The organism is Pseudescherichia vulneris (genome assembly GCF_902164725.1).
Classification (GTDB): Bacteria; Pseudomonadota; Gammaproteobacteria; order Enterobacterales; family Enterobacteriaceae; genus Pseudescherichia; species Pseudescherichia vulneris.
This window is the reverse complement of sequence record NZ_LR607338.1, coordinates 1,063,406-1,080,038: the sequence shown is the minus strand read 5'-3', so window position 1 is coordinate 1,080,038 and position 16,633 is coordinate 1,063,406. Positions and strand designations below refer to the sequence as shown.

General features: G+C 56.5%; 14 protein-coding genes. 7 read left to right on the top strand and 7 right to left on the bottom strand.

Annotated features, from left to right (window positions below; genetic code table 11):
• Positions 1-160 precede the first annotated feature (160 nt).
• A complete protein-coding gene (locus FN633_RS04390) occupies positions 161-865 on the top strand; it encodes a FadR/GntR family transcriptional regulator (protein ID WP_154056874.1) in 705 nt (234 codons plus the stop codon).
• A gap of 11 nt (positions 866-876) precedes the next feature.
• Positions 877-2,274 (top strand): multidrug transporter subunit MdtD, encoded by a 1,398-nt coding sequence (gene mdtD, locus FN633_RS04385; RefSeq protein ID WP_154056873.1) that lies wholly within the window; start codon positions 877-879, stop codon positions 2,272-2,274.
• On the opposite strand, the gene rbsR is transcribed toward mdtD, so the two are convergent.
• The 7 genes from rbsR to kup all read right to left on the bottom strand — a co-directional run bounded on the left by rbsR (position 2,271) and on the right by kup (position 10,129).
• The gene (rbsR, locus tag FN633_RS04380) at positions 2,271-3,263 is read right to left on the bottom strand and encodes a ribose operon transcriptional repressor RbsR (protein ID WP_154056872.1); all 993 of its coding nucleotides are present in this window, start codon (positions 3,261-3,263) and stop codon (positions 2,271-2,273) included. The genes mdtD and rbsR overlap by 4 nt on opposite strands.
• Positions 3,264-3,266: 3 nt before the next feature.
• Positions 3,267-4,196 (bottom strand): ribokinase, encoded by a 930-nt coding sequence (gene rbsK, locus FN633_RS04375; RefSeq protein ID WP_154056871.1) that lies wholly within the window; start codon positions 4,194-4,196, stop codon positions 3,267-3,269.
• A gap of 57 nt (positions 4,197-4,253) precedes the next feature.
• Positions 4,254-5,144 carry a ribose ABC transporter substrate-binding protein RbsB gene (rbsB, locus tag FN633_RS04370; protein ID WP_154056870.1) on the bottom strand — a complete coding sequence of 297 codons (891 nt, stop codon included), beginning with the start codon at positions 5,142-5,144 and terminating at the stop codon, positions 4,254-4,256.
• A 26-nt stretch (positions 5,145-5,170) separates the two neighbouring features.
• The gene (rbsC, locus tag FN633_RS04365; protein ID WP_042393544.1) at positions 5,171-6,136 is read right to left on the bottom strand and encodes a ribose ABC transporter permease; all 966 of its coding nucleotides are present in this window, start codon (positions 6,134-6,136) and stop codon (positions 5,171-5,173) included.
• Positions 6,133-7,647: a ribose ABC transporter ATP-binding protein RbsA gene (gene rbsA, locus FN633_RS04360; RefSeq protein WP_154056869.1), complete on the bottom strand. Its 1,515-nt coding sequence runs from the start codon at positions 7,645-7,647 to the stop codon at positions 6,133-6,135. The genes rbsC and rbsA overlap by 4 nt, the downstream gene beginning before the upstream one ends.
• A 7-nt stretch (positions 7,648-7,654) precedes the next feature.
• Positions 7,655-8,074 (bottom strand): D-ribose pyranase, encoded by a 420-nt coding sequence (gene rbsD / locus FN633_RS04355; protein ID WP_154056868.1) that lies wholly within the window; start codon positions 8,072-8,074, stop codon positions 7,655-7,657.
• Between the two features lie 186 nt (positions 8,075-8,260).
• Complete coding sequence (kup, locus tag FN633_RS04350; protein ID WP_154056867.1) at positions 8,261-10,129, bottom strand: low affinity potassium transporter Kup; 1,869 nt, start codon at positions 10,127-10,129, stop codon at positions 8,261-8,263.
• Between the two features lie 220 nt (positions 10,130-10,349).
• On the opposite strand from kup, the gene ravA reads away from it, so the two are divergent.
• The 5 genes from ravA (at position 10,350) to mnmG (ending at position 16,589) form a co-directional block, all read left to right on the top strand.
• A complete protein-coding gene (ravA, locus tag FN633_RS04345) occupies positions 10,350-11,843 on the top strand; it encodes an ATPase RavA (protein WP_154056866.1) in 1,494 nt (497 codons plus the stop codon).
• Positions 11,840-13,291, top strand: coding sequence for an ATPase RavA stimulator ViaA (gene viaA / locus FN633_RS04340; protein WP_154056865.1), 1,452 nt, complete (start codon positions 11,840-11,842; stop codon positions 13,289-13,291). The genes ravA and viaA overlap by 4 nt, the downstream gene beginning before the upstream one ends.
• A 36-nt stretch (positions 13,292-13,327) precedes the next feature.
• Positions 13,328-13,786, top strand: coding sequence for a transcriptional regulator AsnC (asnC, locus tag FN633_RS04335; protein WP_042393528.1), 459 nt, complete (start codon positions 13,328-13,330; stop codon positions 13,784-13,786).
• A 90-nt stretch (positions 13,787-13,876) separates the two neighbouring features.
• On the top strand, positions 13,877-14,326 hold the full coding sequence (gene mioC / locus FN633_RS04330; protein ID WP_042393526.1) for an FMN-binding protein MioC: 450 nt from the start codon (positions 13,877-13,879) through the stop codon (positions 14,324-14,326).
• A 373-nt stretch (positions 14,327-14,699) separates the two neighbouring features.
• Complete coding sequence (gene mnmG / locus FN633_RS04325; RefSeq protein ID WP_154056864.1) at positions 14,700-16,589, top strand: tRNA uridine-5-carboxymethylaminomethyl(34) synthesis enzyme MnmG; 1,890 nt, start codon at positions 14,700-14,702, stop codon at positions 16,587-16,589.
• The last annotated feature ends 44 nt before the right edge of the window (positions 16,590-16,633 follow it).

Here is a 16,633-nt window from a genome sequence, read left to right as displayed (position 1 = left end):
GGGCTGACAAGACTTAAATGCAAAAAAGTTTTCAAGCGCGCTATTTTTCATCAAGACGTCTTAAAAACCATCACAATCCGCTGCATTTGTTGAATTTTGCGCCGATAACCTGTGTCAGGTGGCATACTGAAAGAGATAAATAGAAGAAGGAATATGATATATGCCATTAAGCGCACAGCATTTAGCAGCTCAGAAAAACCTTTCTTATGTGCTGGCAGAGAAGCTGGCCCAGCGGATCTTAACCGGTGAGTATGCGCCAGGCTCAATTTTGCCAGCAGAGATGGAGCTAGGGGAAGAGTTTGGCGTAAGCCGAACGGCAGTCAGGGAAGCAGTAAAAACGTTAACAGCGAAGGGGATGGTGCTGCCGCGTCCTCGTATCGGTACGCGCGTTATGCCTAAGGGAAGTTGGAACTTCCTCGATCAGGAGCTGCTCTCCTGGTGGATGACCGACAATAACTTTCAGGAGGTGATTAACCACTTTCTGGTTTTGCGCAGTACGCTGGAGCCTCAGGCCTGCAGGCTGGCGGCGGAGTTGGGCAGCGCCGAGCAGAAAGCGCATCTGAATACGCTAATGGAAGAGATGGTGGAGTTAAACCAACATTTTCATCGCGAACGCTGGTTAGATGTGGATACCGCCTGGCACGAACATATCTATGCTATGAGCAGTAATCCCTTCCTTTCGTCATTTGCCACACTGTTTCACTCGGTTTATCACACCTACTTCAACTCTATTACCCATAATGAAGTGGTTAAACTTGAAAATCATCAAGCTATTGTGGATGCCATTCAGGATAGCGATGGCGAACGCGCCTTCAGCGCATGTCAGGCGTTGCTTAACACGCCTCCCCCGCCGGAGACTAAATAACAGGACGCAGTATGACCAAGAAAAAAGCACGCAGCATGGCGGGTTTGCCATGGATTGCGGCGATGGCCTTCTTTATGCAGGCGTTGGACGCCACTATTCTCAATACCGCGCTACCGGCTATAGCGCAAAGTCTTAACCGCTCCCCACTGGCGATGCAGTCGGCGATTATCAGCTACACCCTGACTGTCGCGATGCTGATCCCGGTCAGCGGCTGGCTGGCGGACCGTTTCGGTACGCGACGCATCTTTATGCTGGCAGTTTCGCTCTTCACTCTGGGATCGCTGGCCTGCGCGCTATCAAATTCACTAGGAATGCTGGTTGTCTTTCGCATCGTGCAGGGGATAGGCGGCGCAATGATGATGCCGGTTGCCCGCCTCGCGCTGCTGCGAGCCTATCCGCGCAGTGAATTACTTCCGGTACTCAACTTTGTTACCATGCCCGGCCTGGTGGGGCCCATTCTTGGCCCGGTTCTGGGTGGGGTGCTGGTCACCTGGGCCAGCTGGCACTGGATATTCTTGATCAATATTCCGATTGGCATTGCCGGGCTGTTCTACGCGCGTAAATATATGCCGGACTTTACTACGCCGCGCCGCCGTTTCGACATGAGCGGTTTTCTGCTGTTCGGCGTAAGCCTTGTGCTCTTCTCTATCGGCATTGAGCTGTTTGGTGAAAAGCTGGTGGCCAGCTGGCTGGCGCTTACCATTATCTTCAGCAGCATAGTGCTGTTTTATGCCTATATCCGTCACGCTCGCCATCATCCCTCGCCGCTGATTGCCCTACCGATATTCAAGACTCGCACCTTCTCGGTTGGGATTGCGGGCAACATCGCCTCGCGTCTTGGTACCGGCTGCGTTCCTTTCCTGATGCCGCTGATGCTTCAGGTCGGCTTCGGCTATACGGCACTTATTGCGGGCTGCATGATTGCGCCTACCGCGATAGGGTCGATTCTGGCGAAATCCACCGTGACCCAGATATTACGCTGGTTCGGCTATCGCAAGACGCTGTTTGGTGTGACGGTCATCATTGGCGTCATGATTGCGCAGTTTGCGATTCAGTCGCCGTCGATGGAGGTGTGGCTGCTGATCCTGCCGCTCTTTATATTAGGAATGGCAATGTCCACCCAGTTCACGGCCATGAACACCATTACACTTGCCGACCTGACTGACGAGAACGCCAGCAGCGGTAACAGCGTACTGGCCGTCACTCAGCAGCTGTCGATTAGCCTTGGCGTTGCGGTCAGCGCGGCAGTACTGCGGTTTTATGAAGGATTTGAGAGCGCCAATACCATTGAGCAGTTCCACTACACCTTTATTACCATGGGCATCATCACCCTGATATCGGCATCCGTCTTCCTGCTGCTAAAAGCGAAAGATGGGCGAAACCTGATTAAGGAGCGGCATAAGCCTTAAGCGGAGCCGCGCGTCATCAGCACCGGCGTCAGCTGTAGCCGCTGCTGGGAGAGGGTCGGATCGGCAATACGGTGGGTCAGGACATCGATCGCTAGCTCACCCAGTTCATCCTTAGGCTGATGAACGGTGGTGAGCGGCGGCGTCAGGTAGCGTGCCAGCTCGATATCGTCGTAACCGATGATGGCCATATCGTCCGGGACCTTAAGTCCCGCCTGATACAGCGCCTGATAAGCGCCAACGGCCATCGCATCGTTACCGATAAATACTGCCTGAGGCCGCTCCTGCTGCGCCAGCAGCGCCTGCATGGCTGCTACGCCACCGCCGAACTCAAAATCACCGATAATCTCATCGCCTTCACGTACGGTCAGCCCTGCCCGTGCCATTGCCGCGCGATACCCTTCCAGACGTAGCCGCGCAGGGGTTTTATCCAGCGGGCCGGTAATGCAGGCGATACGGGTGAAGCCTTTATCAATCAGATACTGGGTTGCCATATCGCCGCCCAGCAGCGAGTTGTCCTGAATGATATCGATATCGCCCTCAAAGGGGGCCCAGTCCATCATGACGGTGGGGATAGAGGGATAGCGCTGGATAATCTCCCGCGAAAGCTGATGCGTCTCGGTACACAGCACCAGTAGCCCGTCGACGCGCTTTTGCATCAGCGTCTCCAGGTTACGGTTCATCCGCTCTTCATCGCCTTCGGTATTACAGAGCACCAGGCTATAGCCGCGTTCGAAACAGCTGCGCTCAACGCCGCGCACCAGTTCAGAGAAGAAGGGGTTGGAGCTGGCGGTGATCAGCATCCCAATAGTGCGCGTCTGCTTGAGCTTGAGACTGCGCGCCAGTGCCGAAGGAGCGTAGTTAAGGCTTTTGATCGCCTCCTCCACCTTTTCCCGAATCGCGTCGCTGACAAAGCGATCGTTATTGATGACGTGCGAAACCGTCGAGGTGGAAACGCCCGCCAGGCGGGCAACGTCCTTCATGGTGGCCACGCTTTACCCCTGCTGACTCAAGAAATCGTTGATCTCGTTACGCCATGGCACAGAGGGCTGCGCGCCTTTGCGCGTAACGGCAATCGCCGCCGCCGCATGGGCAAACACAATGGCCTCATCAAGCGGCTTATCCTCCAGCAGCGCGGTCACCAGTGCGCCGTTAAAGGTATCACCCGCCGCAATCGTATCAATGGCGTTGACCTTAAAGCCCGGCACCCGGCGGCCCTCACCGTTGACGCTGGCCCATACGCCGCGGCTGCCAAGGGTAACGATCACCGTACCGATGCCTTTATCATGCAGCGCGAGCGCTGCTCGCTCGGCATCGCTGTCGCTTTCTACACGAATGCCCGTCAGCTTTTCCGCTTCGGTTTCATTCGGGGTGATAATGTCCACCAGCGCCAGCAGCTCGTCAGATAATACACGCGCCGGTGCCGGGTTCAGTACGACAGTGGTATGATTTTCATGGGCAATTTTCGCGGCAGCCAATACGCTTTCGACCGGCGTCTCCAGCTGCATCAGCAGCGCGTCTGCGTCGGTAATCAGCGCCTGCTGAGCGGCAACCCGCTCCGGAGAGAGCGCAGCATTGGCTCCCGCATGAATACCGATGACATTCTCCCCTTCGCCATTAACAAAGATCAGTGCGACGCCGGTAGACTCCTCATCAACCACGCTCACGGGCGCAACGTTAATGTTATCGTTGACCAGCTGGGCGCGGATCCGATCGCCGGTATCATCGCTGCCGGTGCAGGCGATAAACGCAATATGCGCTCCGCTGCGCCCGGCGGCCACCGCCTGGTTTGCCCCTTTACCGCCAAAGGCAACCTGGTAATGGGTTCCGGTTACGGTTTCGCCCGGCATCGGGAAAGCGTCAAGGTTGAGAATGTGATCGGCATTAATGCTGCCAAGGACAACGAGCTTACCTGCTGTTTTCATGGTGGGTTCATCCTGTAAGGTACGCCACCGTGTAGTGGCGTAAGCCTTAAAACGTGATTACTGTTTAATAACCAGCTTCAGGTCAACCGGGTATTTCGCCTGAACCTTTTCGCCTTTCAGCACTTTATCAGCAGTTTCAACGCCTTTCGCGCCGATCTGCTCCGGCAGCTGGGCAATGGTCGCCGCCAGCTTGCCGTCGTTTACCGCTTTCTCACCGTCCGGCGTGCCGTCGAAGCCCACTACCATCACGTCGGATTTACCCGCCGTCTGCAGCGCACGCAGCGCACCCAGCGCCATCTCATCGTTCTGAGCAAATACAGCCTGCACATCAGGATGCGCGGTCAGCAGGTTCTGCATCACGTTCAGCCCTTTAGTACGGTCGAAATCCGCCGGCTGGCTGGCCAGCACGTTGAATTTATGCGTCGTCACGGCCTGCTGGAAGCCCTCGCCGCGCTCGCGAGCGGCAGAGGTGCCTGCAATACCCTGCAGCTCAATCACCTTCGCGCTTTCACCGGCTTTCTTCGCGATGTAATCGCCGGCAATTTTGCCGCCCAGCACGTTATCAGAAGCGATATGGCTCACGACCTCACCTTTGGCCGCTACGCGGTCCAGGGTGATCACCGGGATTTTAGCCTGGTTCGCCATCTTCACGGCGTTACCGACTGCATCAGAATCGGTCGGGTTGATCAGCAGGATTTTAGTGCCGCGTACGGTCAGGTCCTGCACGTTAGCCAGCTCTTTCGCCGGGTTGTTTTGAGAATCCAGCACCACCAGGTTATAGCCCAGCTTGTCAGCTTCTTTCTGTGCGCCATCCTTCAGCGAAACAAAAAATGGGTTGTTCAGGGTAGAGATCACCAGCGCAATGGTGTCTTTCGCCATCGCGTTTGCGCTCACGGTTGCACTCAGTGCGACAGCAGAGACCAGAGTAGCCAGTTTTTTCATGTTCATAATCAGATGTCCTGTAATGTCATTTATTACTGCTTTTTGTTGTCTACCAGCACCGCCAGCAAAATCACCACTGCCTTAACGATCATCTGGTAATAGGAGGAAACACCCAGCAAGTTCAGTCCGTTGTTAAGGAAACCAAGGATCAGTGCACCAATCAGCGTACCTACAATACGTCCTTTACCCCCTGCGAGGCTGGTACCGCCTAAGACAACCGCCGCGATGGCATCCAGCTCGTAGCCAGTACCGGCGGTAGGTTGTGCAGAGGAGAGGCGCGCCACTTCAATGATGCCCGCCAGCGACGCCAGCAGGCCACTCAGGGAATAGACAATGATTTTGACTTTGTTGACGCTGATCCCGGAGAGGCGCGTGGCCGCTTCGTTACCGCCCAGGGCGTAGATATAGCGGCCCAGGCGGGTGTGGTGCAGCATATACCACGCGGCCAAAAAGACGATGCCCATGATCCACACCGGCGTCGGGATACCCAGCGGACGGCCAATACCAAACCAACCAAAGAGATCGGCGTTATCGGTAAAGCCGGTATTTACTGGACTGCCGTTGGTATAAACCATGGTTACACCGCGCAGCAGCAGCATCATGACCAGCGTGGCGATAAACGCCTGCACCCGGCCTTTCGCGACAATCACCCCGGTCATTGCCCCTATCGCAGCGCCCAGCGCCAGCGCAGCCGCAATGGCCACTAGCGCGTTAACTTCCATACCGACAATAGAGGCCGCCACCGCGCCGGTGAGTGCCAGCAGCGAGCCCACCGAGAGATCGATCCCCGAGGTCAGAATCACCAGCGTCATCCCCACCGCCATAATGGCGTTCACCGAGGTCTGCTGCAGAATGTTAAACAGGTTATTGATGGTGAAAAAGTTAGGGCTCATCGTGGAGACAATCGCAATCAGCACCAGCAGGGCAATCAGCGATTTTTGTTCCATCAACCACGCCTTATTAACGTAGCGGCGGGGGGTAACGGTCTGGGTACTCATATCGTTGACTCCTGGGTCTCGCGATTTAGCTTGCCGACGGCAGCGGCCATCAGCACTTCCTGGGTGGCCTGCTCACGGGTGAACTCGCCACCCAACTCTCCTTCATGCATCACCATGATGCGATCGCTCATGCCAAGCACCTCTGGCATTTCAGACGACACCAGAATGATGCTCAGCCCATCCGCTTTAAACTGGTTGATGAGCTGATAGATCTCTTTTTTGGCACCGACGTCCACGCCGCGCGTGGGTTCGTCGAGAATGAGCACCTTCGGGCGCGTCATCAACCCGCGGGCGATAGCGATTTTTTGCTGGTTGCCGCCCGAGAGCAGGCCGATAGGCTGCTCCATAGAGGGCGTTTTGACGTTAAACAGGCGGATAAAGTCGCTTACCGCCTGCTGCTCATCGCTATGCTTCAGGCTGCCGCCGCTGCGGCTAAAGTAGCGCAGCGCGGTCAGGGACATGTTCTCTTTCACCGACATACCCAGTACCAGACCATCGCGCTTACGATCCTCTGAGATATAGACAATACCGTTGGCCAGGCCATCCTGCGGCGAACGGGTTACCACCTCACGGCCGTCGAGGGTAACGGTACCGCCGGTACGCGACAGCGCGCCATACAGCACCTTCATCAGTTCGGTACGTCCTGCGCCCATCAGTCCGGCGATGCCGAGGATTTCGCCCTGGCGCAGGGTAAAGGAGACATCGTTCACCCCCGGTCCGCTCAGGTTGTCGACCTTCAGGCGCATCTCACCCGGTGCTTTATCAAGATGTGGATACTGATCTTCCAGCTTGCGTCCCACCATCATCTCAATCAGCGTATCTTCCGTGAGCGAGTTTACCTCACGCTCGGCGATAAACTGCCCGTCACGGAAGACGGTCACGTCATCGCAAATCTCGAAGATCTCTTTCATACGGTGGGAGATATAGACAATGCCGCGCCCCTGGGATTTCAGCTCGCGGATCACGCGGAACAGGGAGTCGGTTTCGGTATCGGTGAGGGCATCGGTCGGCTCATCCATTACGATGACTTTTGACTCAAAGCTCAGCACTTTGGCGATCTCGACCATCTGCTGGTCGCCAATGGAGAGATCCCCCACCAGCCTGTCGCTCTTAAAGCGCAGATTGAGTTTTGCCAGCAGAATGTCCGCTTCGGCATACATCTTTTTCCAGTCGATTTTGCCAAAGCGGTTAACAAACTCACGGCCTAAAAAGATGTTTTCGGCGATGGTCAGCTGCGGGATGAGGTTCAGCTCCTGATGGATAATCCCGATCCCCGCCTCCTGAGACGATTTTGGTCCGTTGAAGGTCGTCTCCTGGCCCAGCCACAGCAGCGAACCGGCATCGCGGGTATAGATACCGGTTAACACTTTCATCATGGTGGATTTGCCTGCGCCGTTCTCACCTACCAGCGCCATTACGCGGCCAGGGTAGACGTTAAGCGCTGCGCCGGAGAGGGCTTTTACGCCGGGGAACGCTTTATCGATCCCCTTAAGCTGAAGTAGTGCGTCCATGATGGCCTCAGAAGGTGACGCCAGCACAGAGAATGATATTCGCATACGGGGAGCACTCCCCGCTGCGAATAACCGCCTGGCTTGCTGCGGTGTGTTGTTTAAACGCTTCGTGCGTGGTGTAGCGCACTTCAATGGTATTTCCCTGGTGTTGTTGCAGCTGCTCAATATGGCTGAGCAACGCTTCGTGGAGCTGCGGATTATGCTGTTTGATTTCCGTTGCGAGAATGGCTGCCTCAACCTGCATCTCGGTGGTGACCACCTCCAGTACCTGCATAAACGAAGGTACGCCCTGGGTTAATGCCATATCGATGCGTTGCGTGCTGTGGGGAACCGGCAACCCGGCGTCGCACACCACGAGCGTATCGGTATGCCCCAGACGGGAGATAACCGATGAGATTTCAGAGTTCAGTACAGATCCTTTCTTCATTTTTTCTGGCTCCACTAGCGAAACGTTTCGCTAAGGCCAGTGTATGCCGGATAGCGTTCATTAAACCATCACCACATTAAAGAACTGTGATCGGCATCGAAACGTTTCGCTAACGGAAATTAAAAAGAAAATGGCGATGAAGAGAGTAGGCCGGGTAAGCGAAGCGCCACCCGGCATTTGGCAGGATTAAATCTCGACTTGGGTACCCAGCTCAATCACCCGGTTGGGCGGAATCTCGAACTGGTCCGGCGCGCGCAGGGCGTTACGCTGCAGCACCAGGTAGAGCTTACCGCGCAGGCGCAGGTACCACGGACGTTTGCCGACGATCAGCGACTCGTGAGACATAAAGAACGAGGTCTCCATCATGCGACAGCTCAGCCCCTCCAGCCCGCAGCGGTGGAAGACCTCCTCCACGTTTGGCGTCTCGCGCCAGCCGTAGCTGGCGACCACGCGCCAGAAGGTCGGCGAAAGCTGCTCGATCTGTACCCGTCGGACGTTATGCACGTAAGGCGCATCTTCGGTGCGCAGGGTCAGCAGGATCACCCGCTCGTGCAGCACCTTGTTGTGCTTAAGGTTGTGCAGCATTGCGAACGGAATAACGTTCAGCGCCCGCGACATATAGACCGCTGTGCCCGGCACCCGCACCGGCGGGGATTTCTCCAGCGAGGCGATCATCGCCTCCAGAGAGTTACCGTGCTCGTGCATACGCCGCAGCAGGCGGAAGCGCTCGCTTTTCCACGTCGTCATAATCAGGAACATGACGATACCGAGGCTCAGCGGCAGCCAGCCGCCGGAAAGCAGCTTGTCGAGGTTCGCCGAGAAGAGCGGAATATCGATGCAGAGGAACACCACCAGAATCAGTGCTACAAGGAACTTGTTCCAGTGCCAGTTTTTACGCGCCACGGTGGTAGAGAGGATAGTGGTCAGCACCATGGTGCCGGTCACCGCGATACCGTACGCCGCCGCCAGGTTGCTTGAACGCTCAAAGCTGACGATCACAATCACCACGGCAAAGTAGAGCAGCCAGTTAACAAAAGGAATGTAGATTTGGCCGGACTCCATCTCCGAGGTGTGAATAATGCGCATCGGCGACAGGTAGCCCAGACGCACCGCCTGGCGGGTAAGTGAGAACACGCCGGAGATCACTGCCTGGGAGGCGATAACCGTTGCCAGGGTGGCGAGAAGCAGCATCGGGATCAGCGCCCACTCCGGAGCCAGCAGGAAGAACGGGTTCTTGATCGCCTCCGGGTTTTTCAGCAGCAGCGCGCCCTGGCCGAAGTAGTTCAACGCCAGCGACGGCAGCACCAGGCTAAACCACGCCAGGCGGATCGGCAGCTTGCCGAAGTGGCCCATGTCGGCATAGAGCGCCTCTACGCCGGTGATCGACAGCACCACCGCGCCCAGCGCCACAAACGACACGGTTTTATATTCAAGGAAGAAGTGCACTGCCCACATCGGATTCAGCGCCTGCAACACCTCAGGATTAGAGATAATCCCGCGCAGGCCCAGCACTGCCAGGATGATAAACCATGCCAGCATAATCGGTGCAAACAGCTTACCCACCAGCCCGGTACCGTGCTTCTGGATCATAAACAGCAGCGTCAGCACCACGATGGCCAACGGTACCACCCACGTATCCAGCGAGGGCGCGATAATCTCCAGCCCCTCGATAGCCGACATCACCGAGATCGCTGGCGTAATCACCACTTCGCCATAGAAGAAGCTGCCGCCAATCAACCCCATGATCACCAGCACCGAGGTCATTCGCGCCGAAGTATTACGCCCCGCCAGCGACATCAGGGTCAAAATCCCCCCTTCACCGGCGTTATCGGCCCGCATCACGAAGGTCAGATACTTAATAGAAACAACAAAAATCAGCAGCCAGAAGATGAGTGACAGAAAGCCAAACACCGCGTCGCGTTCGACGCCAAAACCAAACTGACCGGACAAACATTCACGAAGAGTATAAAGCGGGCTGGTTCCGATATCACCGTAGACAACCCCAATTGCTGCGAGGGTTACCGCAGACAATGATTGCTTATTATCAGTGCTCATAGACTAATCTTTTGTATGGATGACAAGTGTGCGCTTAGTCCCTTGGCCCACAAAAGCGCACAGTATGCATGATTCTTAAAGAAATCGAAGCCCTAAATGCGTCGGGGTTATCCTGACGCAAAGAATGCGAAGGCATTATTCCGTCTATTACAAGCCCTTGTTGAAACGTATACTCACTTTTGTCCACCGACAGACAGCGGCGAAAGGATGCAGAACTATTATGGCTCATTCACATTTATTAGCAGAAAGAATTTCCCGCCTCAGCAGCGCGCTGGAAAAAGGCCTGTATGAGCGTAGCCACGCCATCCGCCTGTGCCTGCTGGCCGCCCTAAGCGGGGAGAGTGTATTTCTTCTTGGCCCGCCCGGCATTGCAAAAAGCCTTATTGCCCGCCGGCTAAAGTTTGCCTTTCAGCATGCTCGCGCCTTTGAGTACCTGATGACCCGTTTTTCGACGCCGGAAGAGGTTTTCGGCCCACTGTCGATTCAGGCGCTGAAAGATGAAGGCCGCTACGAGCGTCTGACCGCGGGCTATCTCCCGGAGGCGGAGATTGTCTTCCTGGACGAAATCTGGAAGGCGGGCCCGGCTATCCTGAACACCCTGCTGACCGCCATTAACGAACGGCGCTTTCGCAACGGGGCTACTGAAGAGAAGATCCCGATGCGTCTGCTGGTGGCGGCCTCCAACGAGCTACCGGAAGCCGATAGCAGCCTGGAGGCGCTTTACGATCGTATGCTGATCCGCCTCTGGCTGGATAAGGTCCAGGATAAGGGAAACTTCCGTTCAATGCTGGTCAGCCAGCAGGATGAAAACGATAACCCGGTTCCGGCCTCACTCCAGGTTACGGACGAGGAGTATCAGCAGTGGCAGCAGGAGATAGGCCACATCACCTTGCCAGACGCGGTATTCGAGCTGATCTTTATGCTGCGTCAGCAGCTGGATAATCTTCCCAACGCCCCCTACGTCTCTGACCGACGCTGGAAAAAGGCCATTCGCCTGCTGCAGGCCAGCGCCTTCTTCTGCGGGCGCGATGCGGTATCACCCATCGATCTGATCCTGCTGAAAGATTGCCTGTGGCATGACGCCCAGAGCCGGGAGCTGCTCGCCCAGCAGGTCGACATATTGATGACCGGACACGCCTGGCAGCAGCAGGCCATGCTGGTTCAACTGGGTGCCATTGCCCAACGGCGTATCCAGCTCCAGCAGCAGCAGAGCGATAAGACTGCCCTCAAAGTGCAGCGCCAAAGCGGTATGTTTAGCCGCCGTCCGCACTATGAGCTGCCTCCCGATATTAGCGACGATACGCTGACCCTGCTGCTCCAGCAGCCGCTTAAACTGCACGATATGCAGGTCGTGCACGTTACCCTTGAACGTGCCCCGCTGGAGCAGTGGCTGATGAAGGGCGGAGAGATCCGCGGCAAGCTCAACGGGATTGGGTTTGCTCAGATCCTTAATCTGGAAGTGGATGCTACCCTGCACCTGATCGTGCGCGATGTGAGTCTACAGGCCTCCCGGCTGGCGCTGCCCGGATCGTCTCAGGAGAGCGTGCCGGAGGAGATCCGCCAGCAGCTTGAAGCATTGGATAACACGTGGCATCAGCAGCATACGCGCTTCAGCGAACAGCAGAAGTGCCTGTTCATTCATAGCGACTGGTTGGGACGCATAGAAGCCAGCCTGCAGGACGTCGGTGCGCAGATCAAACAGGCTCGGCAATGATCACCCTCGACACGCTGAATGTGATGCTGGCGGTAGGCGAAGAGGGGCTTATTGAAGAGCTGATCGTCGCCCTGCTGGCCTCGCCGCAGCTAGCGGTGTTCTTTGAAAAATTTCCCCGGCTCAGGCGCGCCATTACCGATGACGTTCCCCGCTGGCGAGAGGCGCTAAGAGGCCGGCTAAAGGAGACACCGGTCCCCCCGGAGCTTACTGAAGAGTTTCTCTGCTATCAGCAGACCCAGCTGCTGGCGACGCCGCAGTTTATCGTTCAGCTTCCGCAGATCCTTACCCTGCTGGCAAAGGTGCACTCGCCGTATGCCGAGCAGGCCAGCCAGCTTATCGCCGATAACCCTACGCTCACCCCCGCGCTGCATACGCTCTTTTTACAGCGCTGGCGGTTAAGCCTGGTGGTGCAGGCGACCACGCTCAACCAGCAGCTGCTGGAGGAGGAGCGCGAGCAGCTCTTAAGCGAGGTTCAGGAGCGCATGAAGCTGAGCGGCCAGCTTGAGTCGGTGCTGATCGAAAACGAAAACGCCGCCGGACGGCTGTGGGACATGAGCGCCGGGCAGCTGAAACGCGGTGACTATCAGCTTATCGTCCGCTACGGCGACTTCCTTGCCGAGCAGCCGGAGCTGAAACAGCTGGCCGAACAGCTTGGCCGCTCCCGGGAGGCAAAGTCGGTACCAAAAAAAGATTCGCCGATGGAGACCTTCCGCACGCTGGTGCACGAGCCAGCGTCGGTGCCGGAGCAGGTAGATGGCCTCCAGCAGAGCGATGATATTCTTCGCCTGCTGCCGCCCGAACTTGCGACCCTCGGCATTACCGAACTGGAGTATGAGTTCTACCGTCGGCTGGTGGAGAAGCAGCTTCTCACCTACCGACTGCACGGTGAAGCCTGGCGGGAGAAGATCACCCAACGTCCGGTGGTGCACCAGAGCGTCGATGAGCAGCCGCGCGGGCCGTTTATTATCTGTGTCGATACCTCTGGCTCGATGGGCGGTTTTAACGAACAGTGCGCGAAGGCGTTCTGCCTGGCGCTAATGCGCGTGGCGCTGGCGGATAACCGACGCTGCTATATCATGCTGTTTTCCAGCGAGGTGGTACGCTATGAGCTGTCAGGATCGCAGGGGCTAGAGGAGGCGATCCGCTTTCTGAGCCAGCGCTTTCGCGGTGGAACCGATCTCGCCAGCTGTTTTCGCGCTGTGATCGAGCGGATGCAGGGCGGTGAGTGGGCGGATGCCGACGCGGTGGTGATCTCAGACTTTATCGCCCAGCGCCTGCCTGACGAGGTGGTCAATCAGATCAAAACGCTACAGCAGGTGCATCAGCACCGTTTTCACGCGGTGGCGATGTCCGCCCACGGCAAGCCGGGGATCATGCGTATTTTCGATCATATCTGGCGCTTTGACACCGGCATGCGCAGCCGCCTGCTGCGTCGCTGGAAGCGTTAATCTCAACTCAACACTGAACAATAACGGCTGAACATTATGGAAAGTTACCAGATCGACAACCTCGACCGGGGCATTCTGGAGGCGCTGATGGCCAATGCCCGCACGGCCTATGCCGAACTGGCGAAGCAGTTTGGCGTCAGCCCGGGCACCATCCACGTGCGCGTAGAGAAGATGAAACAGGCGGGCATCATCACCGGCGCGCGCATTGACGTGAGTCCAAAACAGCTCGGCTACGACGTCTGCTGCTTTATTGGCATCATTCTGAAGAGCGCCAAGGACTACCCGTCGGCGTTGGCAAAGCTGGAGAGTCTGGAAGAGGTCACCGAGGCCTACTACACCACCGGCCACTACAGCATCTTCATTAAGGTCATGTGCCGCTCGATCGACGCCCTCCAGCAGGTACTTATCAACAAGATCCAAACAATTGATGAGATCCAGTCCACCGAGACGTTGATCTCCCTGCAGAACCCTATCATGCGTACCATCCGCCCCTAGCCTGAAAAAATAATCACCACATTTTCCACAGGTAGATCCCAGCTGATTCACAGCGTACAATACCGCTCTTATTCATTGGAGCGGATCATCATGGCAGACATTACTCTCATCAGCGGCAGTACGCTGGGCGGCGCGGAATACGTTGCAGAACATCTGGCTGAGAAGCTGGAAGATGCTGGCTTCTCTACCCGCACGCTGCATGGTCCTCTGCTTGAGGATCTGCCCACCGATGGCGTATGGCTGCTGATCTCCTCTACCCATGGCGCGGGGGATCTGCCTGACAACATCCTGCCTTTATATGAAGAGCTGCAGGAGCAGCAGCCGGATCTCTCCCAGGTTCGCTTTGGTGCGGTGGGTCTCGGTAGTCGTGAATACGATACCTTCTGTGGTGCCATTGAGAAGATGGAAGAGGTATTGAAAGGCTGTCAGGCAAAACAGATCGGCGAGACGCTAAGGATCAACGTCCTCGAACATGAGATTCCGGAGGATCCGGCCGAAATTTGGCTGGGATCGTGGATCAATTTACTGAAAGAAGTGTAAAGATCGTGCGATCAGCTGTGGGTAACTCTGGTTAAAAGCGTTGATCAACCGGTAGTTATCCACTGTATAAGGTTTGTTTAAAGTTTCACCTGTGTATAACCCGCCTTTTTGATCCCAGCTTATACGGTGTGGGATCACCGATCTTTCACAGCAAACGATCCTCAATAACACGTTGATCTTAATGAGAGGATCCGCCTTATCCACAGGAGAGGTCGATCCTAATAAGAGATCATAATAAAACAGATCTTAAATAAAAAAGATCTTCTTTTTAATAGTCAGGATCCCGGCACTTTCTCGATGGGCTAAAGTTGAGTAGAATCCACGGCCCGGACCCCAATCCACTTTCTAACCGCTCTGTGCGAGGCAAATCACCATGTTTTATCAGGATCCTTTTGACGTCATCATCATTGGCGGGGGTCATGCAGGTACCGAGGCTGCAATGGCCGCTGCACGTATGGGTCAGCAGACCCTCCTTCTGACACACAATATCGATACGCTAGGACAGATGTCCTGCAACCCGGCTATTGGCGGTATTGGGAAAGGACACCTGGTAAAAGAAGTGGACGCGCTGGGCGGGCTGATGGGTACCGCAATCGACCATGCAGGCATTCAGTTTAGGATACTAAACGCGAGCAAAGGCCCTGCCGTACGGGCGACCCGTGCTCAGGCGGATCGTGTGCTCTATCGCCAGGCGATACGCACCGCGCTGGAGAACCAGCCGAACCTGATGATCTTCCAGCAGGCGGTTGAGGATCTGATCGTCGAAAACGATCGTGTTGTCGGTGCAGTGACCCAGATGGGTCTCAAATTCCGTGCGAAGTCGGTGGTGCTGACGGTGGGTACCTTCCTCGACGGCAAAATCCATATCGGGCTGGATAACTACAGCGGTGGCCGAGCGGGCGATCCGCCGTCCATTTCGCTTTCACGCCGCCTGCGTGAACTGCCGCTGCGCGTAAACCGTCTGAAAACCGGCACGCCGCCGCGTATTGACGCCCGTACCATCGACTTCAGCGTTCTGGCCCAGCAGCATGGCGATAACCCGCTGCCGGTCTTCTCGTTCATGGGTAACGTTGACCAGCATCCGCGTCAGGTGCCGTGCTACATCACCTACACCAATGAGAAAACCCATGACGTGATCCGTCATAACCTCGATCGCAGCCCGATGTACGCCGGAGTGATCGAAGGGATCGGCCCACGCTACTGCCCGTCGATCGAAGACAAGGTGATGCGCTTTGCCGATCGTAACCAGCACCAGATCTTCCTCGAACCGGAAGGGCTGACCTCAAACGAAATTTATCCGAACGGCATCTCCACCAGCCTGCCGTTCGACGTACAGATGCAGATCGTCCGTTCCATGCAGGGGATGGAGAACGCGAAGATTGTGCGCCCGGGCTATGCCATCGAGTATGACTTCTTCGATCCGCGTGACCTGAAGCCGACCCTGGAGAGCAAATTTATCCAGGGCCTGTTCTTTGCCGGACAGATCAACGGCACCACCGGCTACGAAGAGGCCGCTGCACAGGGCCTGCTGGCGGGTCTTAACGCCGCTCGCTTCTCTGCCGAGAAAGAGGGCTGGGCGCCGCGCCGCGATCAGGCTTACCTGGGCGTGCTGGTAGACGATCTCTGTACGCTTGGCACCAAAGAGCCGTACCGCATGTTTACCTCCCGGGCGGAATACCGTCTGATGCTGCGTGAAGATAACGCCGATCTGCGTCTGACTGCCGCTGGCCGCGAACTGGGCCTGGTAGACGATCAGCGCTGGTCACGCTTTAACGAGAAGCTGGAGCGTATTGAGCGTGAGCGTCAGCGCCTGAAAGATATTTGGGTGCACCCGCACTCTGAGCAGGTTGACGAAGTGAACGCTATCCTCAGCGCGCCGCTGTCACGTGAGGCTAACGGTGAAGATCTGCTGCGCCGTCCGGAGATGACCTACAACGGTATGGTGAACCTCTCGCCGTTTGCGCCTGGCCTTGACGATCCGCAGGCCGCTGAGCAGGTAGAGATCCAGGTCAAATACGAAGGCTACATCGCGCGCCAGCAGGATGAGATTGAAAAACAGCTGCGTAACGAAAGCGCTATCCTGCCAGCGACCCTGGACTACCGTCAGGTGAGCGGCCTCTCCAACGAAGTGATCGCCAAGCTTAACGATCACAAACCGTCGTCTATTGGTCAGGCGTCGCGCATCTCTGGCATTACCCCTGCGGCCATCTCCATTCTGCTGGTCTGGCTGAAAAAACAGGGTATGCTGCGCCGCAGCGCCTGATATCAACTTTCGGCGGGTGGCGCTTCGCTAACCCGCCCTACGAA

Bases quoted from the DNA above. Each gene is read 5' to 3' on its own strand.
- FN633_RS04390 (WP_154056874.1), top strand. From the start codon at position 161: ATGCCATTAAGCGCACAGCATTTAGCAGCTCAGAAAAACCTTTCTTAT.
- mdtD (WP_154056873.1), top strand. From the start codon at position 877: ATGACCAAGAAAAAAGCACGCAGCATGGCGGGTTTGCCATGGATTGCG.
- rbsK (WP_154056871.1), bottom strand. From the start codon at position 4,196: ATGAAAACAGCAGGTAAGCTCGTTGTCCTTGGCAGCATTAATGCCGAT.
- rbsB (WP_154056870.1), bottom strand. From the start codon at position 5,144: ATGAACATGAAAAAACTGGCTACTCTGGTCTCTGCTGTCGCACTGAGT.
- rbsC (WP_042393544.1), bottom strand. From the start codon at position 6,136: ATGAGTACCCAGACCGTTACCCCCCGCCGCTACGTTAATAAGGCGTGG.
- rbsA (WP_154056869.1), bottom strand. From the start codon at position 7,647: ATGGACGCACTACTTCAGCTTAAGGGGATCGATAAAGCGTTCCCCGGC.
- rbsD (WP_154056868.1), bottom strand. From the start codon at position 8,074: ATGAAGAAAGGATCTGTACTGAACTCTGAAATCTCATCGGTTATCTCC.
- kup (WP_154056867.1), bottom strand. From the start codon at position 10,129: ATGAGCACTGATAATAAGCAATCATTGTCTGCGGTAACCCTCGCAGCA.
- ravA (WP_154056866.1), top strand. From the start codon at position 10,350: ATGGCTCATTCACATTTATTAGCAGAAAGAATTTCCCGCCTCAGCAGC.
- viaA (WP_154056865.1), top strand. From the start codon at position 11,840: ATGATCACCCTCGACACGCTGAATGTGATGCTGGCGGTAGGCGAAGAG.
- asnC (WP_042393528.1), top strand. From the start codon at position 13,328: ATGGAAAGTTACCAGATCGACAACCTCGACCGGGGCATTCTGGAGGCG.
- mioC (WP_042393526.1), top strand. From the start codon at position 13,877: ATGGCAGACATTACTCTCATCAGCGGCAGTACGCTGGGCGGCGCGGAA.
- mnmG (WP_154056864.1), top strand. From the start codon at position 14,700: ATGTTTTATCAGGATCCTTTTGACGTCATCATCATTGGCGGGGGTCAT.